At 70.6% G+C, this 22,720-nt stretch carries 21 protein-coding genes; 8 read left to right on the plus strand and 13 right to left on the minus strand.

Annotated features, from left to right (window positions below; all coding sequences use genetic code 11):
• Positions 1–9: 9 nt before the first annotated feature.
• The 3 genes from EBN03_RS16140 to glpD all read right to left on the minus strand — a co-directional run bounded on the left by EBN03_RS16140 (position 10) and on the right by glpD (position 4,317).
• Positions 10–984: a quinone oxidoreductase family protein gene (locus EBN03_RS16140; RefSeq protein WP_122189075.1), complete on the minus strand. Its 975-nt coding sequence runs from the start codon at positions 982–984 to the stop codon at positions 10–12.
• 183 nt (positions 985–1,167) lie between these two features.
• Complete coding sequence (locus EBN03_RS16145; protein ID WP_122189076.1) at positions 1,168–2,448, minus strand: COG4705 family protein; 1,281 nt, start codon at positions 2,446–2,448, stop codon at positions 1,168–1,170.
• 123 nt (positions 2,449–2,571) lie between these two features.
• A complete protein-coding gene (gene glpD, locus EBN03_RS16150) occupies positions 2,572–4,317 on the minus strand; it encodes a glycerol-3-phosphate dehydrogenase (RefSeq protein ID WP_122188868.1) in 1,746 nt (581 codons plus the stop codon).
• A 275-nt stretch (positions 4,318–4,592) separates the two neighbouring features.
• Between glpD and glpK the strand changes: the two genes are divergently transcribed.
• Positions 4,593–6,089 carry a glycerol kinase GlpK gene (gene glpK / locus EBN03_RS16155; RefSeq protein WP_122188869.1) on the plus strand — a complete coding sequence of 499 codons (1,497 nt, stop codon included), beginning with the start codon at positions 4,593–4,595 and terminating at the stop codon, positions 6,087–6,089.
• On the opposite strand, the gene EBN03_RS16160 is transcribed toward glpK, so the two are convergent.
• From EBN03_RS16160 to EBN03_RS16175, 4 genes are all read right to left on the minus strand, one after another.
• On the minus strand, positions 6,074–7,264 hold the full coding sequence (locus tag EBN03_RS16160; protein WP_122188870.1) for an aminotransferase-like domain-containing protein: 1,191 nt from the start codon (positions 7,262–7,264) through the stop codon (positions 6,074–6,076). The two genes, glpK and EBN03_RS16160, sit on opposite strands and share 16 nt — an antisense overlap.
• Positions 7,265–7,373: 109 nt before the next feature.
• A complete protein-coding gene (locus tag EBN03_RS16165; protein ID WP_122188871.1) occupies positions 7,374–8,582 on the minus strand; it encodes a hypothetical protein in 1,209 nt (402 codons plus the stop codon).
• Between the two features lie 89 nt (positions 8,583–8,671).
• Positions 8,672–9,958 carry a hypothetical protein gene (locus tag EBN03_RS34565; protein WP_199742802.1) on the minus strand — a complete coding sequence of 429 codons (1,287 nt, stop codon included), beginning with the start codon at positions 9,956–9,958 and terminating at the stop codon, positions 8,672–8,674.
• Positions 9,959–10,171: 213 nt separating this feature from the next.
• On the minus strand, positions 10,172–11,572 hold the full coding sequence (locus tag EBN03_RS16175; protein ID WP_122188872.1) for an NAD(P)H-quinone dehydrogenase: 1,401 nt from the start codon (positions 11,570–11,572) through the stop codon (positions 10,172–10,174).
• 321 nt (positions 11,573–11,893) lie between these two features.
• On the opposite strand from EBN03_RS16175, the gene EBN03_RS16180 reads away from it, so the two are divergent.
• Entirely contained in the window at positions 11,894–12,364 is a 471-nt protein-coding gene (locus EBN03_RS16180) for a gamma-glutamylcyclotransferase (protein ID WP_122188873.1), read from the plus strand.
• A gap of 66 nt (positions 12,365–12,430) precedes the next feature.
• Here EBN03_RS16180 and EBN03_RS16185 read toward each other — a convergent pair whose 3' ends face one another.
• The 4 genes from EBN03_RS16185 to EBN03_RS16200 form a co-directional block, all read right to left on the minus strand.
• Positions 12,431–13,576 (minus strand): M20 family metallopeptidase, encoded by a 1,146-nt coding sequence (locus tag EBN03_RS16185; protein WP_199742840.1) that lies wholly within the window; start codon positions 13,574–13,576, stop codon positions 12,431–12,433.
• Between the two features lie 155 nt (positions 13,577–13,731).
• Positions 13,732–14,961 (minus strand): M20 family metallopeptidase, encoded by a 1,230-nt coding sequence (locus EBN03_RS16190; RefSeq protein ID WP_122188874.1) that lies wholly within the window; start codon positions 14,959–14,961, stop codon positions 13,732–13,734.
• Between the two features lie 41 nt (positions 14,962–15,002).
• A complete protein-coding gene (locus tag EBN03_RS16195; RefSeq protein WP_122188875.1) occupies positions 15,003–15,716 on the minus strand; it encodes an enoyl-CoA hydratase-related protein in 714 nt (237 codons plus the stop codon).
• Between the two features lie 20 nt (positions 15,717–15,736).
• Positions 15,737–16,654, minus strand: coding sequence for a ribonuclease Z (locus tag EBN03_RS16200; protein WP_122188876.1), 918 nt, complete (start codon positions 16,652–16,654; stop codon positions 15,737–15,739).
• Between the two features lie 232 nt (positions 16,655–16,886).
• Here EBN03_RS16200 and EBN03_RS16205 point away from each other — a divergent pair, with 232 nt between their 5' ends.
• Complete coding sequence (locus EBN03_RS16205) at positions 16,887–17,666, plus strand: purine-nucleoside phosphorylase (RefSeq protein WP_122189078.1); 780 nt, start codon at positions 16,887–16,889, stop codon at positions 17,664–17,666.
• Positions 17,667–17,779: 113 nt separating this feature from the next.
• Positions 17,780–19,495 carry a phospho-sugar mutase gene (locus EBN03_RS35095; RefSeq protein ID WP_233608441.1) on the plus strand — a complete coding sequence of 572 codons (1,716 nt, stop codon included), beginning with the start codon at positions 17,780–17,782 and terminating at the stop codon, positions 19,493–19,495.
• A gap of 8 nt (positions 19,496–19,503) precedes the next feature.
• Here the strand turns inward: EBN03_RS35095 and EBN03_RS16220 are convergent, their stop codons facing one another.
• Positions 19,504–19,776, minus strand: coding sequence for an EamA/DMT transporter family protein (locus tag EBN03_RS16220; protein ID WP_199742803.1), 273 nt, complete (start codon positions 19,774–19,776; stop codon positions 19,504–19,506).
• 38 nt (positions 19,777–19,814) lie between these two features.
• Positions 19,815–20,438 carry a uracil phosphoribosyltransferase gene (upp, locus tag EBN03_RS16225; RefSeq protein ID WP_122188877.1) on the minus strand — a complete coding sequence of 208 codons (624 nt, stop codon included), beginning with the start codon at positions 20,436–20,438 and terminating at the stop codon, positions 19,815–19,817.
• Between the two features lie 150 nt (positions 20,439–20,588).
• Between upp and EBN03_RS16230 the strand changes: the two genes are divergently transcribed.
• From EBN03_RS16230 to EBN03_RS16245, 4 genes are read left to right on the plus strand one after another with little or no spacing between them, the layout of a single operon-like run.
• The gene (locus tag EBN03_RS16230; protein WP_233608415.1) at positions 20,589–20,915 is read left to right on the plus strand and encodes a type VII secretion target; all 327 of its coding nucleotides are present in this window, start codon (positions 20,589–20,591) and stop codon (positions 20,913–20,915) included.
• A complete protein-coding gene (locus tag EBN03_RS16235) occupies positions 20,912–22,021 on the plus strand; it encodes a bifunctional WXG100 family type VII secretion target/C40 family peptidase (protein ID WP_122188878.1) in 1,110 nt (369 codons plus the stop codon). Before EBN03_RS16230 ends, EBN03_RS16235 begins: the two co-directional genes overlap by 4 nt.
• Complete coding sequence (locus EBN03_RS16240; RefSeq protein WP_122188879.1) at positions 22,018–22,362, plus strand: hypothetical protein; 345 nt, start codon at positions 22,018–22,020, stop codon at positions 22,360–22,362. Before EBN03_RS16235 ends, EBN03_RS16240 begins: the two co-directional genes overlap by 4 nt.
• 4 nt (positions 22,363–22,366) lie before the next feature.
• Positions 22,367–22,714: a YbaB/EbfC family DNA-binding protein gene (locus EBN03_RS16245; protein ID WP_122188880.1), complete on the plus strand. Its 348-nt coding sequence runs from the start codon at positions 22,367–22,369 to the stop codon at positions 22,712–22,714.
• Positions 22,715–22,720 lie beyond the last annotated feature (6 nt).

Consider the following 22,720-nt stretch of genomic DNA (forward strand, 5'->3'; position numbering starts at 1 on the left):
GCTGCCTTCTCAGAGCGTGAAAACCGAGGAGCCGATGGTCGCGCCGGACTCCAGCTCGTGGTGGGCTCGCACGGCATCGGACAGGTCGTAGCGCTGGTTGACCTCCGGGGCGATCCGTCCCGCCGCGATGTGGCCGAACAGTTCACCGGCCAGCTCCGCCCGCTCGGCCGGGTCGGCGATGTAATCGGCGAGGCCGGGTCGGGTGAGGAACAGCGAGCCCTTGCCCGTCAACGTCATGGGGTCGACGGGGGGCACCGGGCCGGAGGCGGCTCCGAACGACACCAGCAGTCCACGACGCGACAACGAGTCCAGCGATCCGTCGAAGGTGGTAGCGCCGATGCTGTCGAAGACCACCGGAACACCGGTACCGCCGGTCAGTTCCCGCACCCGTGCGGCCACATCCTCGCGAGTGTGGATCAGCACGTGATCGCAGCCGTGCGCGGCGGCGATCTTCGCTTTCTCCTCGGTCGAGACTGTCCCGATGACGTTGATACCCAACAGCTTCGCCCACTGCGCGAAAATCAGGCCCACGCCTCCGGCCGCCGCGTGGAGCAGGACGGTGTCCCCGGCGCGCAGAGGGTGGATGCGGCGCAGCAGATAGGCGGCCGTCAGGCCGCGGGTGGTTGTCGCCGCCGCAGTGACGGAGTCGATCTCGTCCGGCAGGCGGATCAACTGCGCCGCGGGCAGCACCCGCTCACTGCTGTAGGCGCCCAGTGGGCTGCCGGTGTAGGTGACCCGGTCGCCGGCGCGAAAGCCGTCGACCTGCGGGCCGACGGCCTCGACCACGCCCGCAGCTTCGACCCCGAGGCCGGCGGGCAGCGTGACCGGGTACCGGCCGCTCCGATAGTAGATATCGGCGAAGTTCAGCCCGACCGCATGATGCCGGACGCGTACCTCGCCCGGCCCGGGCTCACCCACTTCGATCTCGACCCGGTGCAGTACCTCCGGACCACCGGTCCGGTCGAAGCGAATAGCGAACGCCACCATCAATCTCCTCGATTCGCACCGTCTATACAGCTCACCACCGTGCCGTGAGCTGCTCGCTATCGTGCCGATCGCGGTGCGGGCAGTCCAGTAATGCGGTCACGCACACCGAATGGATTGCGGTACGGGTCGGATTGCGGTAGCAGCGTCGGAGAAACCGGGTGGCCGGGTTCGGCAGCGGCCCTACCCCAGCGCGGTGAGCAGGTCGTCGAGGGCCTGCGTTTCGGCGGCCGAGTCGGGAGCCTTGGCACGCAACGCTTTCAGCGCACGGTCGATTTTGCCGTCGAGCACGTCCCAGTCGGACCCGTCCATCGGCTGCAGGGTGTCCTGGTCCTGATCCCAGGCGGTCTCCAGATCCTTGATCCGAGCCGTCGCCGCCGCCTGCTGACCGGACTGCACCTTGGACAACGTGTCCTGCGTGACGGTCCGGAACTTTGCGATCTCCGCGGCCGGGAAATGCGCCGACGCCGATCGGCCGGGTGCCAGGGTCACCGACGCCGGCGCCGCGGCCGGCTCGTCGCTCACCGAGGCATGCGGCTGCGCGGACGCCCACACCAGCAGCGACGTCGCCGCCACCGCGACAACCGCGTAGTACCCGAGCATCACGCGCTCGCGAGCCTGATCGGTGGTCACCACCGGGACCGAGTTCCGCTCCGGATCGACAATGACGTCACTGCGGGAGAAGGTCAGATATCCGACCACCGCCAGAATCGCGGCCAGGAAGACGACGCTGGTGATCGAGGTGCCGACACCGAGACCGTGATCCGAAGCGGGCGAAGCGAACCAGTCCCCCAGGTTGGCACCCAGCGGACGAGTCAGGATGTAGGCCAGCCAGAACGACAGCACCGCGTTCGCACCGAACCGCCACCCCACGACGACCGCCACGATCAGGCCGGCGGGCAACAACACCGAAGTACCCGGCCCCCAGCCGGTCAGCTGCAGCGTCCAGTCACCGGCCGCGGTGCCGAGCGCGAAGGTGACCAGAACCGCCAGCCAGTAGAACAGTTCTCGCGGCAGCGTCACGATCGAGTGGATCGACAGCGTCGCCTCGCGGGCGTACCAGATACCGAACACCACCGCGAGCAGCACCGCGAACACGCCGGTGCTCGCCGCGAGCGGCACATTCAGCTGGTCGGTGAGGATATCGGTGTACAGCGTGCCGGTCACACTGACCACGACCACGGCGAGCCAGTAGACGAACGGCACGTACCGGCTCAGCCGCAACTGCCACACCATCACCGCGGCCAGCACCACTGTGAACAGCAGCGCCGTCGCCACGAGGCCGAAGCCCAGTGAGGTGTCGATCCAGTCGGCGAACGTCTCACCCACTGTGGTGCACAGGATCTTGATGATCCAGAACCACACCGTCACTTCGGGGACCTTGCTCAGCGTGCGCCGCGCGACGCCGGCCCGCACTGGTGTTACCTCGGCTGTGCCGGTTGCTCGCTCGCTGCGCTCACTCATGCGGTGGACCATAGCCAGCACACACTGTGGCGACGCTGAGAAAGGGCGGCGGTCATCACGACCTCGGTCGCTCGGGTCGCCGCCGACCTGCGAACGGCCGACGGTGCCGCGCCGCCGCGGTGCTCAGCCCTCGATCGGCTCCAGAATCTGCGCCCGCGGTTCCGGCGCCGCCAGACGCAGCGCGTCCGCCGACACGTCGTCCGGCTGGGTCTGCGACAGCTTCTCCGCCTCCACACGCGCCCGGTAGGTCTCGACCTCGCGCTTCACGTCCGGGTCCTCCCAGCCGAGGACGGGCGCCACCAGCCGGGCGACCTCCTCGGCACAGTCGGTGCCGCGGTGTGCGTATTCGATGGAGATGCGGGTGCGGCGGGCCAGGATGTCGTCCAGGTGCAGCGCGCCCTCGGCGGCCGCGGCGTAGATCGCCTCGACCCGCAGGTAGCTGGGGGCCGCGCCGATCGGTTGCAGCAGTTCGGGTTTGCCCTCGGCGAGGTCGAGCACATCGGTGACCAGGGCGCCGTAGCGGTTGAGCAGGTGCTCGATGCGGTACGGGTGCACGCCGTAGGCCTGGGCGAGCTGCGGTGTCTGGTTCAGCAGGGCGAAATAGCCGTCCGCGCCGAGCAGCGGCACCTTCTCGGTGATCGACGGTGACACCCGCTGCGGGATGTCTCCGGCGGCGGCGTCGACGGCGTCCTCGGCCATCACCCGGTAGGTCGTGTACTTGCCGCCGGCGATGGCGATCAGGCCGGGGGCGATCCGCGCGACCGCGTGCTCACGCGACAGCTTGGAGGTCTCGTCGCTCTCACCGGCCAGCAGCGGGCGCAGTCCGGCGTACACCCCCTGGATGTCGTCGGCGGTCAGCGGCGTCACCAGCACCTCGTTGACCTTCTCCAGCAGATAGTCGATATCGGCCTTGGTGGCGGCCGGGTGCGCGAGGTCCAGGTTCCAGTCGGTGTCGGTGGTGCCGATGATCCAGTGGCTGGTGTTCCACGGGATGACGAACAGCACCGAGGTCGGGGTGCGCAGGATGATCGCGGTGTCGCTGGCGATCCGGTCGCGCGGGACCACGATGTGCACGCCCTTGGAGGCGCGCACGTGGAAGCGGCCGCGCTGCTGGGCCATTCGCTGGATCTCGTCGGTCCACACCCCGGTCGCGTTGATCACGACCGAGCCGCGGACCTCGCCGCGGCGGCCGTCCTCGCTGTCGCGGATCTGCACGCCGACCACCCGGTCGGCCTCGCGCAGGAAGCCGACGACCTGAGTCGAGGTGCGGACCACGGCGCCGTAGTGGGCGGCGGTGCGGGCCACGGTCATGGTGTGCCGGGCGTCGTCGACCACCGTGTCGTAGTAGGTGACACCGCCGATCAGGGCATTGCGACGCAGCCCCGGCGCCAGCCGCAGTGCGGCCGAGCGGGTCAGATGATGCTGTCCCGGAACCGATTTCGCGCCACCGAGGGTGTCGTAGAGCATGATCCCGGAGGCCACGTACGGTCGCTCCCACACCCGGTGGGTGAGCGGGTACAGGAAGCGCAGCGGCTTGACCAGGTGCGGAGCGAGCGTGGTGAGCGCAAGTTCGCGCTCCCGCAACGCTTCTCGCACCAGACCGAACTCCAGCTGCTCGAGGTAGCGCAGCCCGCCGTGGAACATCTTCGACGATCGGCTGGAGGTGCCCGACGCGAGGTCGCGGGCCTCGATCAGCGCCACGTCGAGGCCACGGGTCGCCGCGTCGAGCGCGATACCGGCGCCGACCACACCGCCACCGACCACGACGACGTCGAACTGATCCTTGCCCAGCCGATCCCAGGCGGCCTCGCGTTGCGCGGGGCCGAGCGCCCCGGTGGGCTGGTACTGCGGTTCCGGCTTCTTCGTCATTCGACCCAAACTCCTCGGCACGAAGGCATCGTTCCGGCGCCCGACTCGGGTCCTACCCGGCCCATGGGGCGTACAGGTGCGGCCGGGGCGGCCGCCCGATTTCGGTCTCGAGCCTAACCGCTCGCCGGGCCGGTATCGAGCTGACATGCGGAAACGGTATCGGGCGACAAACACCCGCTACCAGCGGTTGTGTCGGGTGACAAGATTGCCGGGCCGCCGGCCCGGGGGCGCCGTGTATCCGCCCCGAGCGTTGTCCGTTTTAGTAACCTGCTGCAATGCCACGCTTCGTAGCCGCCATCGATCAGGGCACGACCTCCACCCGTTGCATCCTCTTCGACCGCTCCGGCCGGGTGGCGGGGATCGCCCAGCGTGAGCACGAACAGTTGTTCCCGCAGCCGGGCTGGGTCGAGCACGACGCCGAAACCATCTGGCGCAATACCGAATCCGTGATCGCGGGCGCACTGGAGAGCTGCGGCGCGACGGCCGCGGACATCGCCGCGGTGGGGATCACCAATCAGCGCGAGACCACGGTCGTCTGGGATCGGGCGACGGGCGTACCGGTGGCCCCCGCGATCGTCTGGCAGGACACCCGTACGGCGGCGTTGTGCGAGGAACTGGCCGGTTCGGCCGGGCCGAACCGGTACGCCGACCGCACCGGACTGCCGCTGAGCACCTATTTCTCCGGTCCCAAGCTGCGCTGGATCCTCGACAACGTGCCCGGTGTGGCCGAGCGCGCCGCGGCCGGGGAGCTCTGCTTCGGCACCATGGACAGCTGGATCCTGTGGCGGCTCACCGGCGTCCACGCCACCGACGTGACCAACGCGTCGCGCACCATGCTCATGAATTTGACCACCCTGCAATGGGATCCGGAGATCTGCGCCGAATTCGGGATCCCGGTCGCGATGCTGCCGCAGATCCGCAGCTCCTCGGAGGTGTACGCGGAGATCACGTCCGGCCCGCTGGCCGGCGTGCCGGTGGCCGGCATCCTGGGCGACCAGCAGGCCGCGACGTTCGGCCAGGCCTGCCTGGTCCCCGGCGAAGCCAAGAACACCTACGGCACCGGCAATTTCATGCTGCTCAACACCGGCACCACCCCGGTCTTCAGCAAACACGGCCTGCTCACCACCGTCTGCTACCGGCTCGGTGACCAGCCGGCCGTGTACGCCCTCGAGGGTTCGATCGCGGTGACCGGGTCACTGATCCAGTGGTTGCGCGACAACCTCGGCCTGATCGATTCCGCAAGCGAGGTGGAAGGTTTGGCGGCCAGTGTGGCCGACAACGGCGGCGCCTACATCGTGCCGGCCTTCTCCGGCCTGTTCGCGCCGCGCTGGCGGCCGGACGCCCGCGGCGTGATCACCGGCCTGACCCGCTTCGTCACCAAGGCCCATCTGGCCCGAGCGGCCTTGGAGGCCACCGCATTCCAGACCCGCGAGGTGCTCGACGCGATGCGTGCCGACGCCGAGGCCGAGGCGCTGGACCTGGAACTGACCGCCCTGAAGGTGGACGGCGGCATGGTGGGCAACGAACTGCTGATGCAGTTCCAGGCCGACATCCTCAACGTGCCCGTGGTGCGCCCGGTGGTCACCGAGACCACTGCACTGGGCGCCGCCTACGCCGCGGGCCTGGCGACCGGAATCTGGTCCGGCACAGACGAACTGCGCGCCAACTGGGCCGAGGACAAGACCTGGCGGCCGGCCATGTCGGACGACGAGCGCGCCGCGCGCTACGCCGCCTGGAACAAGGCCGTCGAACGCACCTACGACCGCGACTGAGGCCGGCCGTCCGCGGCACGGCCCAGTCGCTCGATCGCCTCGGTCAAGGTGGTCGTGTCCGAGGTGACGAACGACAGCCGCAGCGAGTTCTCGTGCCCGGCGCCGACCGCGAACGCCGCGCCCGGCACATAGGCCACGCCCTGCTCGATCGCCCGGGGCAGCAGCGCGGAAGTGTCTGTGCCGTCGGTGAAGTCGACCCAGACGAACATGCCGCCCGCGGCGTCGGTGCTGACCACGCGGTCGCCGAACCGGCCGCGCACGGCGGCGACCAGTGCCTTCGCGCGTTCTCCGTATACCGCGCGCACGGAGTCGACATGGGCGGTGAACCAGTCGGTGTCGGCGAGCAGGTCGGCCGCGATCTGCTGGGTGAGCGCCGAACCGCACAGGTCCGCACCCTGTTTCAGTAGTTCGACGGCCCGGCACACCGATTCGGGTGCCACCATCCAGCCGACGCGCAGGGTCGGGGCCAGTGTCTTGGAGGCGCTGGACAGCCGGATCACGTTCGGCGCGTAGGTGGCCACCGGGTCCGGGCTGGGCCGCTCGAACCACAGTTCACCGTACGGGTCGTCCTCGACGACCCAGAAGCCGTGCGCCACAGCGAGTTCCGCGAGCCGACGGCGGCGTTCCGGGCTCATCGTGACCCCGCGCGGATTGTGGAAGTTGCTGACCGTGTGCACCACGGCCGGGCGCTCGCCCCGCGCCAGCAGTTGTTCGACGACGTCGACGCGCATGCCGTCGGCGTCCAGCGGGACCGCCACGATGCGGGCACCGGCGGCCCGGTACACCTGCAGGGCGCCCACATAGGCCGGGTCCTCGACCAGCACCAGCGCGCCCGGATCGAGCAGCACCTCGGCGAGTAGTGACAGTGCCTGCTGGGAGCCGTGTGTGACGAAGACCTCCCCGAGCGGCACCGTCCGGCCCAGCCGTGCGGACTCCCGGGCGGCCAGCACCTCGCGCAGCGGGATCCAGCCGGCCGACTCGGTGTACTGCAGCCGGGACCGTCGCGCGAGCGCGGCGTCGGCAGCCGCGGCGATCTTCTCCTGCGGCATGAGCTGCTCGTCGGGCAGGCCACCGGCCAGGCTGATGATGTCGCCGCGCGAGGTCAGCTTCAGCAGATCGCGGATGGCGGAGCTCTGCAGACCGGACAGGCGGGCGGCCAGCGGCGGCAACGACATGTTCGACCTCCGGGACGGTGACGAGGCGGTATGCCCCAACTGTCGCACATGCCGACCAAGATCTGAAATGCCTATCCCACAATTTGAGAATTGTGGGATAGGTCGCGACTCAGCGCGAGACGATCGAGAAGATCGCCCAGCGCCCGTCCCGGTTCACCGTGCGCACCACCTGCGGGTACCGCTGGTTGGTACCGTCCGGCCGGTGCTCGGTCACGTCCACGTCGAACGAATCCGGCGCACGCTGATCGATCCGCACACAGTAGGTGGTCCCCGGCGGAATCTGCTGGTCGATCCCCTGCTGGATCACCTCGGGAGCCGAGATGTCCGCGGCATCCGGCGCCACGAAATCGCGCGCGCGGAATCCGCTGCGCTCCACATAGAAAGCGTGCTGGAAGCCGAAGATCACGCCCGGACCGGAGCTGGTGTCACCCGGGCCGTTGCCGGTCATGACCGAACCGGAGGTCTGCTGCACACAGGTCGACGTCGGCGTCGCCGAGATCGAGGTGGTGATGGGCGGCGGTCCCGCGTTCGGACTCGGCGCGGGCTTGCGCCCGGCGAACACCACAGCGGCGGCGATACCCCCGAGCACCACCAGCACAGCCACCACCGCACCGACGATCGGCAACAGCCGGCGCTTCTTCGTCGCGGTCTCCTGCGCCGCGGCGGCAACCGACTTGGGTGCCAGCTTGCGGGCCAGATCGTCGTCGTCCCACAGCGAGGACGACGGCTTGCGGGACCGCGACTCGTCGCCGCCGGCACCCGACTTCGGTACCAGGCTGCGCGCCAGTTCGTCGTCGTCCCACAGCGACTTACGCGGCCGCGACTCCGCGGCGTCGGCATCGGCCGGCGGGGACACCGGCGCTCCGGATCCGCCAGGCACTCGGACCGTCTGCTCCACGTCCGCGGGACCGGCCTCCGGCGCCCGCATCGGTTGCGGCTGAACCGGATTCGACCCGGTGACCGGGCGCCAGCCGAGATTCCGCGACGGTCCCGAGACCGGCGCCCACGACCCGGTCGGCGGCCCGAACCCGCCCTCCTCGGCGGCCGGCGCCTGCCCGAACGGCGCGGCGGCGGGGTCGGCGCCGGCACCCACCGCCGGCCCGAACGCGGAACCTTCCGCGGCCCCGGCCACCGGCCCGAACGGCGCGGCCGCGGGGTCGACACCGGCACCCACGGCGGGCCCGAACGCCGAGCCACCGGCGGAACCGGCGGCCGGAGTGCCGGATGCCTGTGCGGGATCGGTCCCGGGCCCGAACGGTCCCCCGACCGCCGGACCGAAGGCGCCGCTACCCGGCGTCACGTCGTCTTGTGAACCCATCCCCGTCCCTCTTCGGTGACAGACGAGTGGGGCGGTCGAGTTCCGACCGCCCCACTCGTCATCGTTCTCGTCTCCAGCCTACGGCGACGTCAGTACTGGGCAGTCCCGCCCCACTCCGCGGTCACACCGGCAACATCGACCGAGACCGGCGCGATGTCGCCCTGCGGCAGCCGGCCGATCTGCGCGGCGGCCTCCAGCGCGGCCACGCCGCCCGGCTGCTGCCGGATCCAGCCCTCGACCGCGGCCTTGGCCAGGTTGGCCTGGGTGGTGTCGATGACGAACTCGCCCGGCTGGGCGTCGGGGGCACCCGAGTTGTGCACGTAGGTGCTGACCTTCACCTGGTTCGGCGTGGTGTAGTCCAGCGAGATACCGGCGTCGCCGGAACCGTTCGGGGTGGTGTACCCGATGGTGCCGACGTAACCGTCGAGGCTGCTGAAGTGGTGGGTGTTGGCCACGTAACCGGGCAGCACCGCACCACCGTTGGCGTCGGCCGCGATCTCGGTGTGCGGGCCGGTGAACGCGACGACCGGCGCGGCGGGCGCGGCCTGCATGCTCGGCGCGGTCCACTGCTGCGGCGCCTGCTGCTCCTGCGGGGCCTGGTTGCCGGTCAGCGTGTCGCCGCCGTTGTGGGTCTGCGGACCGGTCGCCTGCTGGCCCGGCGTGGTGCCCTGCGGGTTGGTGTCGGCCGGCTTGGGGGCCGTGGTGACACCCGGCTGCAGCGGCTGGCCCGGCTGGTTCGGGGTGGCCGCGGGCGCTCCGCCCGGCAGCGTCTGGCCGCGCTGGCCGGGGACCGGCAGCGGGGCGAGCCGCGGCGCGGTCACGCCGGGCTGGCTCGGCGCGACGGCCGGGTCACCGGGCTTCGGCGGGTTGTTGGAGACACCCGGCTGCGGGGTGGTCACGCCCGGCTGGGGGTTCGAGACACCCGGCTGGTCGGTCTTGGGCGCGTTGCCGGTGCCCGGCTGGGTGCCGGTACCCGGCTGGGTACCCGTGCCCGGCTGGGTACCGGTGCCAGGCTGAGTGCCGGTACCCGGCTGGGTACCCGTGCCGGGCTGAGTTCCGGTGCCGGGCTGAGTTCCGGTGCCGGGCTGGGTGTTACCCGTGCCGGGCTGCTGGGCGTCGCCCGGCTTGCCGCTGTTGTCGTTGTCCCCCTGCTGTGCACCGTTGTCGGCCGGTGCACCGTTCTCGGTGGTCGCGGCGGCGCCGTTGTCGGTGCCCGGCTGGTCGGCCGGAGTGGCCTGCGGCGCCTCGGCGGGCGTGGTGGCCGGCGCGGCGGGCGCGGCGCCGGCCGGACCCGCGGCCAGAATGGCGGCTACCGCAGCCGCTGTGGCCAGCGGCAGCGAGGTGGCGACCCGGCGATTCGGCTTTCGATGATTCACTGCTCGCAGTCCCTTTCCGAGACCGGCCCGCCCCCGTGCGGCTGCCGACCGAATCCAGCATTCTGATCTTGAAGTGGGTCACCCCAGAAGGCGCCGGATGATACCCATTGTCCGGCACTATCTCTCGTCGCACATGGAATCACATGAACAAGATTCCGGCAAGACGGGCGGAACCCGCAGCGGCACAGCGGAACCCCGCTGTCAAATCGACGCTCAGTCCAGGTCGTCGTGCCGCATCAGCTGCCGCGCGGCCTCGGTGATCGATCCGGACTGCGACGGGTACACCGAGAACGTCTGAGCCAGGTCGTTCACCGTCAGCTTGTTCTGCACCGCGATCGCGATCGGCAGGATCAGCTCGGAGGCGATCGGGCCCACCACCACACCGCCGATCACCACACCGGTCGCGGGCCGGCAGAAGATCTTGACGAAACCCCGACGGACACTGGACATCTTGGCCCGCGGGTTGGTGCCCAGCGGCAGCATCACCGTGCGCGCGGGCACCTCACCGTTGTCGATCGCGGTCTGCCCCACGCCGACCGTCGCGATCTCGGGACGCGTGAACACCGCGGACGCAACGGTTTTCAGCCGGATCGGCTGAACCCCTTCGCCCAGTGCGTGATACATCGCGATCCGCCCCTGCATGGCGGCCACCGAGGCCAGCGGCAGCAGCCCGGTACAGTCGCCGGCCGCGTACACCCCGGGCACCGAGGTCCGCGAAACCCGGTCCACCCGAAGGTATCCGCCGCGGTCGAGTTCGACGCCGACCCGCTCCAGGCCCAGGCCCGCCGTGTTCGGCGTGGAACCGACCGTCATCAGCGCGTGCGAGCCGGTCACCGTCCGGCCGTCGGACAGCTTCACCACCACACCGTCGGCGGTGCGCTCCACGGCCTCGGCGCGGGCGTGCTTGACCAGCTCCACACCGCGCTCGGCCATCACCTCTTCCAGCACCAGGGCGGCGTCGGCGTCCTCGCCCGGCAGCACCCGGTCGCGGCTGGACACCAGCTTCACCGAGACACCCATCTCGGTGTAGGCGGACACGAATTCCGCACCGGTGACACCGGATCCGACCACCACCAGGGTTTCGGGCAGCACCTCGAGGTCGTAGAGCTGACGCCAGTTGAGGATCCGCTCACCGTCGGGTTCGGCGCCCGGCAGTACCCGCGGGCTGGCGCCGGTCGCGATCAGCACCACCTCGGCCTCGATCACCTGTTCCCGGCCGTCGGCCAGCTGGGCGCGCACCAGATGGGTTGCCAGCCCGGCACTCTGGTCGATCAGCTCACCGCGGCCGGTCAGCACCTCGATTCCGGCGGCCTGCAGTTTGGCGCGGATATCGGAGGACTGAGCCTGAGCGAGCGCCTTGACCCGGGCGTGCACGTCGGGCAGCCGCACCGCGACACTGCCCTCCAGCGTGATCCCCAGGTCGCTGGCCCGGCGCAGATCGGTCCGCACCCCGGTGGAGGCGATGAACGTCTTCGACGGCACACAGTCCCACAGCACACAGGCCCCGCCGATACCGTCGGCGTCGATCACGGTGACCTGGGCACCGTACTGCGCCGCGACCAGGGCCGCCTCGTAACCGGCCGGGCCGCCACCGATGATGGCAATGCGGGTCATGGGGATACCTCTCCGTCGGTGCCGTCAGGGGCCAGAGGCGGCAGCGCGGTGTAACCACGCAGGCCCCGGCAGCGGCGGCAATGTCGTTGTCGGTGCCGTCAGGGGCCGGAGGCGGCAGTGCAGGCCCCGGGCAGCGGCGGCAATGTGTCCGCGTCAGCGATCGAATCCACGCAAACCGGTGTCTCCGGCTGCCTACATACGGTATAGGGCCGTGGGCCGGAGTTCGCGCCGACGTCCGGCTGGGGACGCATCGGACCGGATTCACCGAACGCACCGGTGGGCGGGCCACGATCCGGCCCGGTAACCCGCTACGCTTCCAGGGTGCCGATATACGCCGCCTACGGGTCCAACATGGATCCCGAGCAGATGCTCAAGCGCTGTCCGCACTCCCCCGTGTACGGAACCGGCTGGCTCGAGAACTGGCGCCTGACCTTTGCCGGTGACGACATCGGCTGGGAGGGACCGCTCGCCACGGTGGTCGAGGATCCGGGATCGCGCGTGTTCGTGGTGCTCTACGACGTGTCCGCGGAGGACGAACAGAGCCTGGACCGCTGGGAAGGCTCGGATTTCGGTATCCACAAGAAGATCCGGCTCCGCGTCACCCCCAACGCCGGTACCGCGGCGAGTCCGCTGCTGGCGTGGCTGTACGTCCTCGACGCCTACGAGGGTGGCCTGCCGTCGGCGCGCTACCTCGGCGTGATCGCCGACGCCGCCGAAAAGGCCGGGGCCCCGGACGAATACACCCACGCCCTGCGTACCCGCAACAGCAAGAACGTCGGTCCGGGTTCGTAGTACCGCCACTGCGGCCGGTCCGTTCGGTTTCCCGCCGAACGGACCGTCGGCGACAGCGGATTCAGCTCAGGCCGTGGCGTTCAACACCAGACTGGTCATGACCCGCACGCCGATCGCGAGGGCGCGTTCGTCCAGATCGAACGTGGGCTGGTGCAGATCGAGCTGCACACCCTCGCCGGACCAGACACCCAGGCGGGCCATCGCCCCCGGCACATCCTCCAGGTACCACGAGAAGTCCTCGCCGCCACCGGATTGCGGCGTGTCGGCGAGCGCGTCCGGGCCGATGCCGCGGATCGCGTCCTCGAACATGCGCACCGCGTGCTCGTCGTTGACGACCGGCGGTACACCGCGCCGGTAGTTCAGCTGGTAGCGCACCCCGGTCGGCGCCAGCAGCCCGTCGACGATCTCGCGGACCAGTGGTTCCAGTAGCTCCCAGGTCGCGTGGTCGCCGGTGCGGACCGTCCCGGTCAGCATGCCGGTCTGCGGAATGGCGTTGGGCGCCTTGCCCGCCGACACCGCACCCCACACCATGACGGTGCTGGTGCGCGGGTCGACCCGGCGGCTGAGCAGGCCGGGCAGGCCGGTGATCACGGTCCCGATCGCGTACACCAGATCGCTGGTCAGGTGCGGACGGGAGGTGTGGCCGCCGGGCGAGTCCAGCACCAGTTCGATGGTGTCGGCGGCCGAGGTGATGGCGCCGACGCGCAGGCCGACCCGGCCCACCTCCAGCCGCGGGTCGCAGTGCAGCGCGAACATCCGGGACACACCCTCGGTGGCACCCGCGGCGACCATGTCGATCGCGCCGCCGGGCATCACCTCCTCGGCGTGCTGGAACACCAGGCGCACCCCGACCGGCAGCCGGTCGACCGTGGCGAGCGCGAGCGCGGTGCCGAGCAGAACGGAGGTGTGCGCGTCGTGGCCGCAGGCGTGCGATACGCCCGCCACCGTGGAGGCGAACGACAGGCCGGTGTACTCCTGCATGGGCAGCGCGTCCATGTCGGCGCGCAGGCCGATCCGCGGGGTGTCGGGGCCGATATCGCAGATCAGGCCGGCTCCGGTGGGCAGCTTGCGCGGTTCGAGCCCGGCCTTGGTCAGCCAGGACTCGACGAATTCGGTGGTGGCGAACTCGGCCCGCGACAGTTCCGGATTGGCGTGCAGATGCCGCCGGAAACCGATCAGATCCGACTGGTGCTCGCGCAGCCACGACTCCACCGCCGCGTGCCCGTCGGCCACGCTCGGCGCCGCCTGCCCGAGGCCCCCGCCGGGGACCGTGGTTCGGGATCCCGCGTCCAGGTTCGCGTGCCTGTGCCGCGCGCCGGGGACGGAATCCCTGGCGGTCTCCGGGTCGGCGGACCGGCCGGTTGTGCTCACCGAATATCCTCCTGTCGTCGAAAGCTTCGCTCCAACAACCTGTTCCTGTGCTCGTCGTTCGTCGCGACCATGATCGCCGTACGGGCCAGCGCGGTCGCGCCGTCGAGCACGGCCCGGTCCGCCGAGGCGGTCACGCAGGCCGCGGCGAATTCCGGCTGATGCGTCACCGCACCGCCGGCCTCGAGTCCGATGACGGGATGGATACCGGGGATGACGTTGGTCACATTTCCCATATCGGTGCTGCCCAGCGGATGTGCCGCCTCGAGTTCCGGCGCCAACGGCACCCGGCCCAGATCGGCGATCTGATCGCGGTACACAGTCAGCAACACCGGATCCGGCGTCAGCTCCGTGTACGTCGGCGCGAGCGTCCGGACCCGATGGGTACAGCCGGTGGCCAGGGCTCCGGCTTCGAAACAGGCCGATGCGCGTCGCATCAGGTCGTCGAGCGACTCGGAGTCGACTGCCCGCAGGTAATACAGCAGTTCCGCACGATCGGGCACGATGTTCGGGGCAACGCCGCCCGAGAAAACTATACCGTGCAGTTGCTGCCCCGGCCGGAGATGCTGACGCAGCAATCCGAGAGCTACCTGGGCGACGGTGACCGCGTCACCGGCATTGCGGCCCTGCTCGGGGGCGGCGCTCGCGTGTGCCGCGCGGCCGTAGAAGTCGACCGCGAGGTCGGAAAGCGCCAACGAGCGGGCACCCACGATGTCGGCGGGACCCGGGTGCACCATCATGGCCAGCGCCGTGCCGTCGAAAACACCGCGGTCGAGCATCAGCACCTTGCCGCCGCCGCTCTCCTCCGCGGGGGTGCCGAAGACGCGGACCGTGATCCCGAGCCGGTCCGCCACTTCGGCCAGCGCCAGCGCCGTGCCCACCGTCGACGCGGCGATGATGTTGTGCCCGCACGCGTGGCCGATCTCGGGCAGCGCGTCGTATTCCGCGCACAGGCCCACCACAAGGTCGCCGCTGCCGTAGTCGGCGACGAACGCGGTATCCAGATCGGCCACCCCGGTGCGGATCTCGAAGCCGCGCGCCCGCAGCGGAGCCAGGACCTTCGCGACGCTCCGGGTCTCGGCGAAGGCCAGCTCCGGCTCGGCGTGGATCGAGTGGGACAGCGCGATCAGCTCGTCGCCCGCGGCCGCGAGGACCGCGTCGGCCGCCGCCACGCACTCGCGCCGGTCGGCCGGAGCCCGGCCCGCCGCTACACGCTGCTCGGATGGCATGGGCACAGTCTTGCACTGCGTCCCCGAGCGTGCGCAACGGGTTAAATACCGGCGAACGCACCCAGGTTGTCGGCGGTGGTCTCGACGGCCAGCGCCTTCAGCAGCCGGGCGTGCAGCGCCCGCTTGATGACCGCCAGGTTCGGCTTGTGGTTGGCGGCCAGCGCGGCGGCACGGGTGACCGCGTCCGGCAGCACCGACGCCTCGTCGGCGACGGCGTCCACGATGCCGGCGGCCAGGGCGTCGGCACCGCTGTAGCGGCGGCCGGTGGTCATGGCTTCGACCGCGACCTGGTTGGTGAGCCGCGAGCGCAGCAGCGAGTTCATGGCGGGCGCGAAGGTCATGCCCAGGTTGACCTCGGGCAGGCACCAGAAGCCGCGATCGGACCGCATGACCCGGAAGTCGTGGGCGGTGGCCAGCATGGCACCGGCACCGAACGCGTGGCCGTTGATCGCGGCGATGGTCGGCATCGGGAAGGCGACCAGGCGGGCGTACACCGCGTGCACGGTGTCGAGGTAGCTGTAGAGCTTGTCGACGTTGCCGCCGCCGAACAGCCAGTCGGTGTCCAGGCCGTTGTTGTAGATCTTGCCGGTCGCGGTGGTCACCAGGGCGGCGGGACCTTCGGCCTTCTCGACCTGGTCGAGCAGGTCGTTGACGGTCGCGATCCAGTCGGGGTGGAAGCGAATGTCCTTGTCGGCCTCGCCCTCGTTCCCGAGGTTCAACACGAACACGTCCCCGTTACGTTCCAAATACGGCATGGACCCGACTGTAGGGCAAGTTACCGGCGAGTCGGAACCGGCACCCGCTGCAAGTCGGTGGCGACCACGAGTTCGCCGTCGAAGTACTCGGCGGCCTCGGCGCGGTGCCCTTCCAGGTCCGGATATCGCTGCGAGAAGTGGGTGAGCACGAGCGTGCGCACTCCGGCGGCCTGGGCCGCGCGGGCGGCCTGGGCGGCGGTGAGGTGCCCGAAGTCGTGCGCGAGGTCCGCGTCGCGGTCCAGGAAGGTCGCCTCGATCACCAGCATGTCCGCCCGATCGGCCAATTCCTCTACGCCGGAACACATTCGGGTATCCATGACGAAGGCGAAGCGCTGCCCGGGCCGGGGCACCGAGACCTGGTCGAGGGTGACGGCGGCCCCGGAGGCGGTGGTGATCACGCCGTCCCGCTGCAACCGCCCGACGGCGGGCCCGGTGATCCCAGCGGCCGCCAGCCGCTCCGGCAGCAGCCGCCGACCGTCGGGTTCGCGCAACCGGTAACCGAAGGTCTCGACTCGATGGTCGAGCCGGACCGCCTCCAGCGCGAACGGCTCGGCACCGGCACGCACCGGGCCCGAGGTGCTGATCGGGTGCTCGCGCAGACCCGGGAAGGGCAGCACCACGTCCCGCAGCCGCTCGTAGAAGTCCTGGCCGGCGGCCGGGTAGTACATGTCGACCGGATGGGCCACCTGGTCGAGGGAGAACCGCGCGAGCATGCCGGGCAGGCCCAGGCAGTGGTCGCCGTGGAAGTGGGTGACGCAGACCGCGCCGATGCTGCTCGCGGTGACACCGGCGTGCAGCATCTGCCGCTGCGTGCCCTCGCCCGGATCGAACAGCACCCCGGAACCGTCCCAGCGCAGCAGATAGCCGTTGTGGTTGCGGGTGCGTGTCGGAACCTGGCTGGCGGTCCCGAGGACGACCAGCTCCCGCGCTGTACTCACCTTGCGCTCCTTCGCGCCGGGTCGGCTGTCGTGTGCCGGCCTGCGAACCGGCCCGAATCAGCGCGACGGTATCAAGGCCCGGTGACACCGTCATCTCGATAAGCGGCGCCGGTCGCCCGCTCGGCACGGCGGACACGGCTCGACGAACTACCCGATCGATCGCGCCCGACAGCAGACGCCGTCGGTGCGACCGGCGGGCACGGCCGCGGCACCGCGGACTATCGTGTGCCCCATGCTTGCCGAACAGGCCGCTACGGCGATCGCCAGTGCAACGGGAATGCCGCGTCACCGCATCGCGGTGGTGCTCGGATCCGGGTGGCAGGAGGCGGCCGCGGAGATCGGGACGCCGGTCGCCACGATCCCGATGGCCGACCTACCCGGCTTCGAATCCCCCAGCGCGCAAGGACATCAGGGCACGGTCGTCTCGGTCCAGGTCGGCGACTCGCCGGTCCTGATCATGATGGGCCGCCGCCACCTGTACGAGGGCGCCGAGCCCGCCCAGGTCGTGCACCCGGTGCGGACCGCGATCGCGGCCGGCGCCGAGATCGTGCTGCTGACCAACGCGGCCGGCGGCATCGGTGCCGCCACACGGGTCGGCGAACCGATGCTGATCAGCGACCACATCAATTTGACCGGCCGAACCCCGTTGACCGGAGCCACTTTCGTGGATCTGGTGGATGCCTGGGACCCGGAACTGCGGGCCCTGGCCCGCGAGGTCGATCCCGCGCTCACCGACGGTGTGTACGCCGGACTCACCGGCCCGCAGTACGAGACCCCCGCGGAGATCCGCTGGCTGGCGACGATCGGCGCCGATCTGGTCGGCATGTCGACGGTGCTGGAGGTGATCGCCTGCCGGGAGGCGGGCGCTCGGGTACTCGGCATCTCGCTGGTGACCAACCTGGCCGCCGGCGTGACCGGCGCCCATCTCTCGCACGCCGAGGTGCTGGCCGAAGGACAGGCGGCCGCGCCACGATTGGGCAAACTGCTGCGCGGCATCCTGGAACGGGTGTAGTCCGCGGTCCGTGCGGTCGTGGCGGGGTGACAGCCGCCGACAGAGAGGATGTTGCCGTGCTGCGATTCGGAACCGCCGGGCTGCGCGGGCCGTTGCGCGAGGGCCCGGACGGGATGAACGTCGAGACGGTGTCGCGGGCGACCGCGGGTCTGGCCGCCTGGCTGCGGGACCGCTGCCTGGGCGGCGGCTTGGTGCTGGTCGGCCGCGACGCGCGGTACGGCTCGGCCGAATTCGCCACCGCCACCGCGGAAGTCTTCGCGGCGGCGGGCTTCTCGGTGCTGGAGCTGTCCCGGCCGCTGCCCACGCCGATCGTCGCGTTCGCGGTGCGGGAGCTGGGTGCGGTGGCGGGAGTGCAGATCACGGCCTCGCACAACCCGGCCACCGACAACGGGTACAAGGTGTACCTCGACGGCGGCTCCCAGCTGATTCCCCCGGCCGACAGCGAGATCGAGGCCGCGATCGACGCGGTCACCGGTCCGGTCCCGCGTACCGACGTCGCGGCTTCGGCACCGTCGCCGGCGGTGTTGGGGTTGCCCGGCGACGCGACGGCCGACGACTGCACGCAGGAGCTCATCCGCCGCTATCTGGCGCGAATCACCGTGCTGCCCACGCTTTTCGACGAGCGGAACCCGGCCGAGCAGACACCGGCCACGGTTTCGGAAGCGAACGCGTTCCAGCGCGAGGACTCCCGGGCGGGCGGACCCGAGGAGTCGGCACCCGGTGACGATGTCGCGGGCGTCCCGATTCGACCGGTCGGCGGCGACGATTCACCGGACCGGCGGTACACGGCCGATCCTGCCGGTGCCGCCACCGCGCAGCCGGCGCGTACGGCGACCGCACGCTCGAATCACCGCCCACTCACCGGAATTCGCATCGCGCTCACCCCGATGCACGGTGTGGGCGGCGAGCTGGCCGTGGCCGCGCTGCACGCCGCGGGCTTCACCGATGTGCACGTGGTCGAGGAACAGTTCCAGCCGGACCCGGACTTCCCGACCGTGGCGTTCCCGAACCCGGAGGAGCCGGGTGCGTCGGATCTGCTGCTGGCCCTGGCCGAGAAGATCGGCGCCGATCTCGCCGTCGCCCTGGACCCGGACGCCGACCGCTGCGCGGTGGGCGTGCCGGGCCCGGACGGCTGGCGCATGCTGCGCGGCGACGAAACCGGTGTCCTGCTGGGCGATTTCGTGCTGCGCGGCGCGCCGTCGGACGCCTTGGCCGCCACCACGATCGTGTCGTCGCGCCTGCTGAGCAAGCTGGCCCCCGCGCGCGGCGCCCGCTACGCCGAAACCCTGACCGGCTTCAAGTGGCTGGCTCGGGCCGGCGCGGGCCTGGTGTACGCCTACGAGGAGGCGATCGGGCACTGCGTGGACCCGAACACGGTGCGGGACAAGGACGGTATCTCCGCCGCCGTCGCCGCCGCGCTGCTGGTCACCGAGCTGCTCGGCGAGTCCCGCACCGTCACCGACCGGCTCGACGATTTCGCCTTGGAATTCGGCCTGCACGCCGGCGATCAGGTCTCGCTCCGCCTGGACAGTCCCGCAGCAGCCGCCGAAGTCGTTGCCCGGCTACGCAATTCGCCGCCGCAGATGATTGCCGGCGCACCGGTCACCTGCACCGACCTGGCCACGGTCCGCGGCCCGCTCCGCACCGACGCCCTGATCTTCGAGTCCTCCACCCAGCGCCTGGTCGTCCGGCCGTCGGGCACCGAACCGAAACTCAAGTGGTACTTGGAGGTCGTCGAACCGGTCGCCGACCGCGCGGACCTGCCGGCCGCCGCGACGACTGCCCGAACCCGGCTGGCGGAACTCCGGGCGTTCTGCGAATCGGCCTGAGCCACAGTTCAACTCCCGGTCAGCTGCCAGCCACTGAAGGTGGCCGGCGAGACTCCGGCGGGACGGCCCCAGCGCTTGGTCAGCACGATGCCGACCGCCATGGACGCGGCACCGAGCGGCCCGGCCGCCACCCCGATCGCGTCGATTCCGGCGTGCGGCTGCAGTACCAGCATGGCCACGCGGGCCGCGCCGAGCACGCAGGCACCGATCTGCCGGGCCCGGTTGGGTTCCCCGAGCACCAGGGCGCGGGCCGTTCCCGCGCGGCGGCCCGGTTCGTCCACCCTTGCGCCCCAGCCGGTTCCGCCGCGGCGATCTCGTGTTACCGCGGCCCGAACTGCCGGTCCCCCGCGTCGCCCAAGCCCGGGACGATGAAGGCGTCCGCATTCAGCCCCCGGTCGATCGCCGCGGTCACCAGCCGCACCGGGAGCCCCGATTCCTCCAGCGCCGCAATGCCTTCCGGTGCCGCGACGACGCAGATCGCGGTGATGTCGGTGGCGTTGCGGTCGGCCAGCAGGCGCAGGGTGTGGATCATCGAACCGCCGGTGGCCAGCATCGGGTCGAGCACGAAGACCGGCAGGCCGGTCAGGTCGTCGGGCAGCGATTCCATGTAGGCGACGGGGCGATGGGTCTTCTCGTCGCGAGCCAGGCCGACGAATCCCACGCGGGACTCCGGGATCAGCGCGCTGGCCATGTCGACCATGCCGAGGCCCGCCCGCAACACCGGAACCAGCAGCGGCGGCAGGGCCAGCCGGGCCCCGGACGTCACGGCGACCGGGGTTTTCACCTCGAACGAGGCCACCGGCGCATCCCGGAGCGCCTCGTAGATCAGGCAGTTGGTCAAGTCCCGCAACGCGGCCCGGAACACCGAGTTCGGGGTTCGTTCGTCACGCATGGTCGTCAGCAGGGTCGCGGCGAGCGGATGGTCCACAAGGTGCGTGCGCATGAAAAGACGATAAGGTTCCGGATGGGTTCGATCCGTCCGTGTCGCGAATTTCGCATGGGTGCGCGTCGGATCGCAAGGGGAACCGATTCGTGACCGGGCGCGTCGTAGTAGTCGGATGACATAATCGGCGGCGACACCGGCCTATGGGGGATGTTGATGCAGCAGATCTCGGTGAATCCTGAAGGGGTGGCGGCTTTCGGCGCGTCGGCCACCGGACTGTCCGGCGAGATGGCCACCGCCGCAACGGGCGCGGCGGCCGCCGGCCCGGAGCAACTGGGCCCGCTGCTGGGTCTGATCGCGGGCGACTTCATGGCCGCCTACTCCGCCGCGCACGCCGGCCATGTGGCCGGGATCAGTGAGCTGTCGGCGGTGCTCGCGTCGATGGGCACCGATGCCGCCGGCGCGGCAACCACGTATGTCGAGCAGGACCTGGACCGCGCGGCCGCCACCGCGGCCGTCGAGAGCGAGCTGGCATGACCGCCCCGGTCGTCGATCTGTCCGGTCTGGCGCAGCCGATCGTGGCGCTGCTGGAGAGCTTCGGCAGCGGCCTGCTCGGCGGTGACGGCCCGGCCGACGCGCTGCGTGGTGTCTCCGGTGTCCTCGACGGAATCCAGCAGGCGGGCAGTACCGCCGTCACCCAACTGTCCGACGCGTGGTCGGGCGGCGCGGGCGACGCCGCCATGGACCAGGCCATGAAGGTGCAGAACTCGGCCGCGAACCTGTCCGACCGCGGCAACGACATCGCCGACGTGGTCACCCAGGCCGCCGCGACCGTGCAGACCGGGCAGCAGAAGCTCGACGCGGTCCTGCAGTCCTTCGTGAGCTCGGTGACCGACCTCGGCCCGGCAGCGCTCACACCGCCCGGCATCGCGGCGGTCGTGTCCTCGGCCATCGACCATTTCGGCCAGGCCCTGCAGATCGTGGGTGAGACCCGCGCCGACCTCGACACCCACACCGCCGCGATGAGCCAGCTGATCCCGGCACCGTCCACGCCGTCGGTGAGCGGGTCACTACCGGATGTGTCGAGCCTGGCCGGCACCGCGAATTCCGGTCTGCAGCAGGCCGGCAGCCTGATCGGCGAGCTGATCCAGGCCGCGGAGAGCGCGCTGAACCCGTCCACCACCACCGGCTCGACCCCGAGCACGACGACCCAGGCACCGACCGGTACACAGACCGGGTCGCACGGCGGCGTCATGGTCACGCTGCCCGACGGCACCCAGGTCGAGGCCCCGAACCAGCAGGCGGCCACCGCGGTCCAGACGGCGCTGAAATGCGTCGGCACGCCGTACGTCTGGGGTGGCAATACGCCGGGTTCCGGGCTGGACTGCAGCGGGCTCACCCACTACGCCTACGAACAGGCCGGAGTCGAGCTGCCGCGCTTGGCCGCCGACCAATCACAGGGCGCGATGCGGGTATCGGCAGGTGACGTGATGCCGGGCGATCTGGCAATCTGGGACGGCCACGTCGCGATGGTCGTGGGCAACGGGGAGATGGTCGAGGCCGGTAATCCGGTCCAGGTCAGTGCAATTCGAACGGAGAATTCAGGGATGGGGTTCCACGGCTTCTACAGGCCCACCACATGACGGCGCCGCAGCAGCCGCCGAATGTGACGGTCGCGGCCAGTTCGAATCGTTCGGGCACCATCACCGTGCGCGCCACGGATCAGGGGATGCCGGTCGAGATCACCATCGACCGCAGCGAATATCGGTACGGCGCAGAGGCTCTCGCGGCCGAGATCCTGCGCCTGACCAAGCGCTCGACGGTGGTGGCCCGGGCCCGTCGCCGCGAACTGCTCGCCGAGATGGGCATGGCGCCCGAGACGCTGGACCGGCTGGGCCTGCCGACCCGGCAGGCGGCGGTCGACGAACTCGACCGGATGGACGACGAGGACACCGGTCCCACCAGCTGGATGCGAAGGGTGTAGGGGTATGAGCGCGGAAATGGACGCTCTGGTCGCCCAGGCGACCGAGAAGCTCGAGGCGCTGGAGGCGGCGCTGTACGGCCTGAAGCAGATCCGGGGCCGGTTCACCACTCAGGACGGTTCGATCACCGCCGAGGTGGACAGTGACGGCGCCCTGGTGGGCCTGAATCTGGCCGAATCCATCACCTCGCAGCCACCGGCCGAGGTCGGCAAGGCCATCATCTGGGCCTGCAAACAGGCGGCGGCACAGGCCGGTGCCCAGCGCTCCGCGGTCGTGGCGACACTCAATTCGAGTTTCACCGGCGCGTCGGGAGATGTTGGGGGCGGGCCGAATAGTGCGGAACACTCGGGCTAGCTAGGC

This window comes from Nocardia stercoris (genome assembly GCF_003696265.1).
Lineage (GTDB): Bacteria > Actinomycetota > Actinomycetes > Mycobacteriales > Mycobacteriaceae > Nocardia > Nocardia stercoris.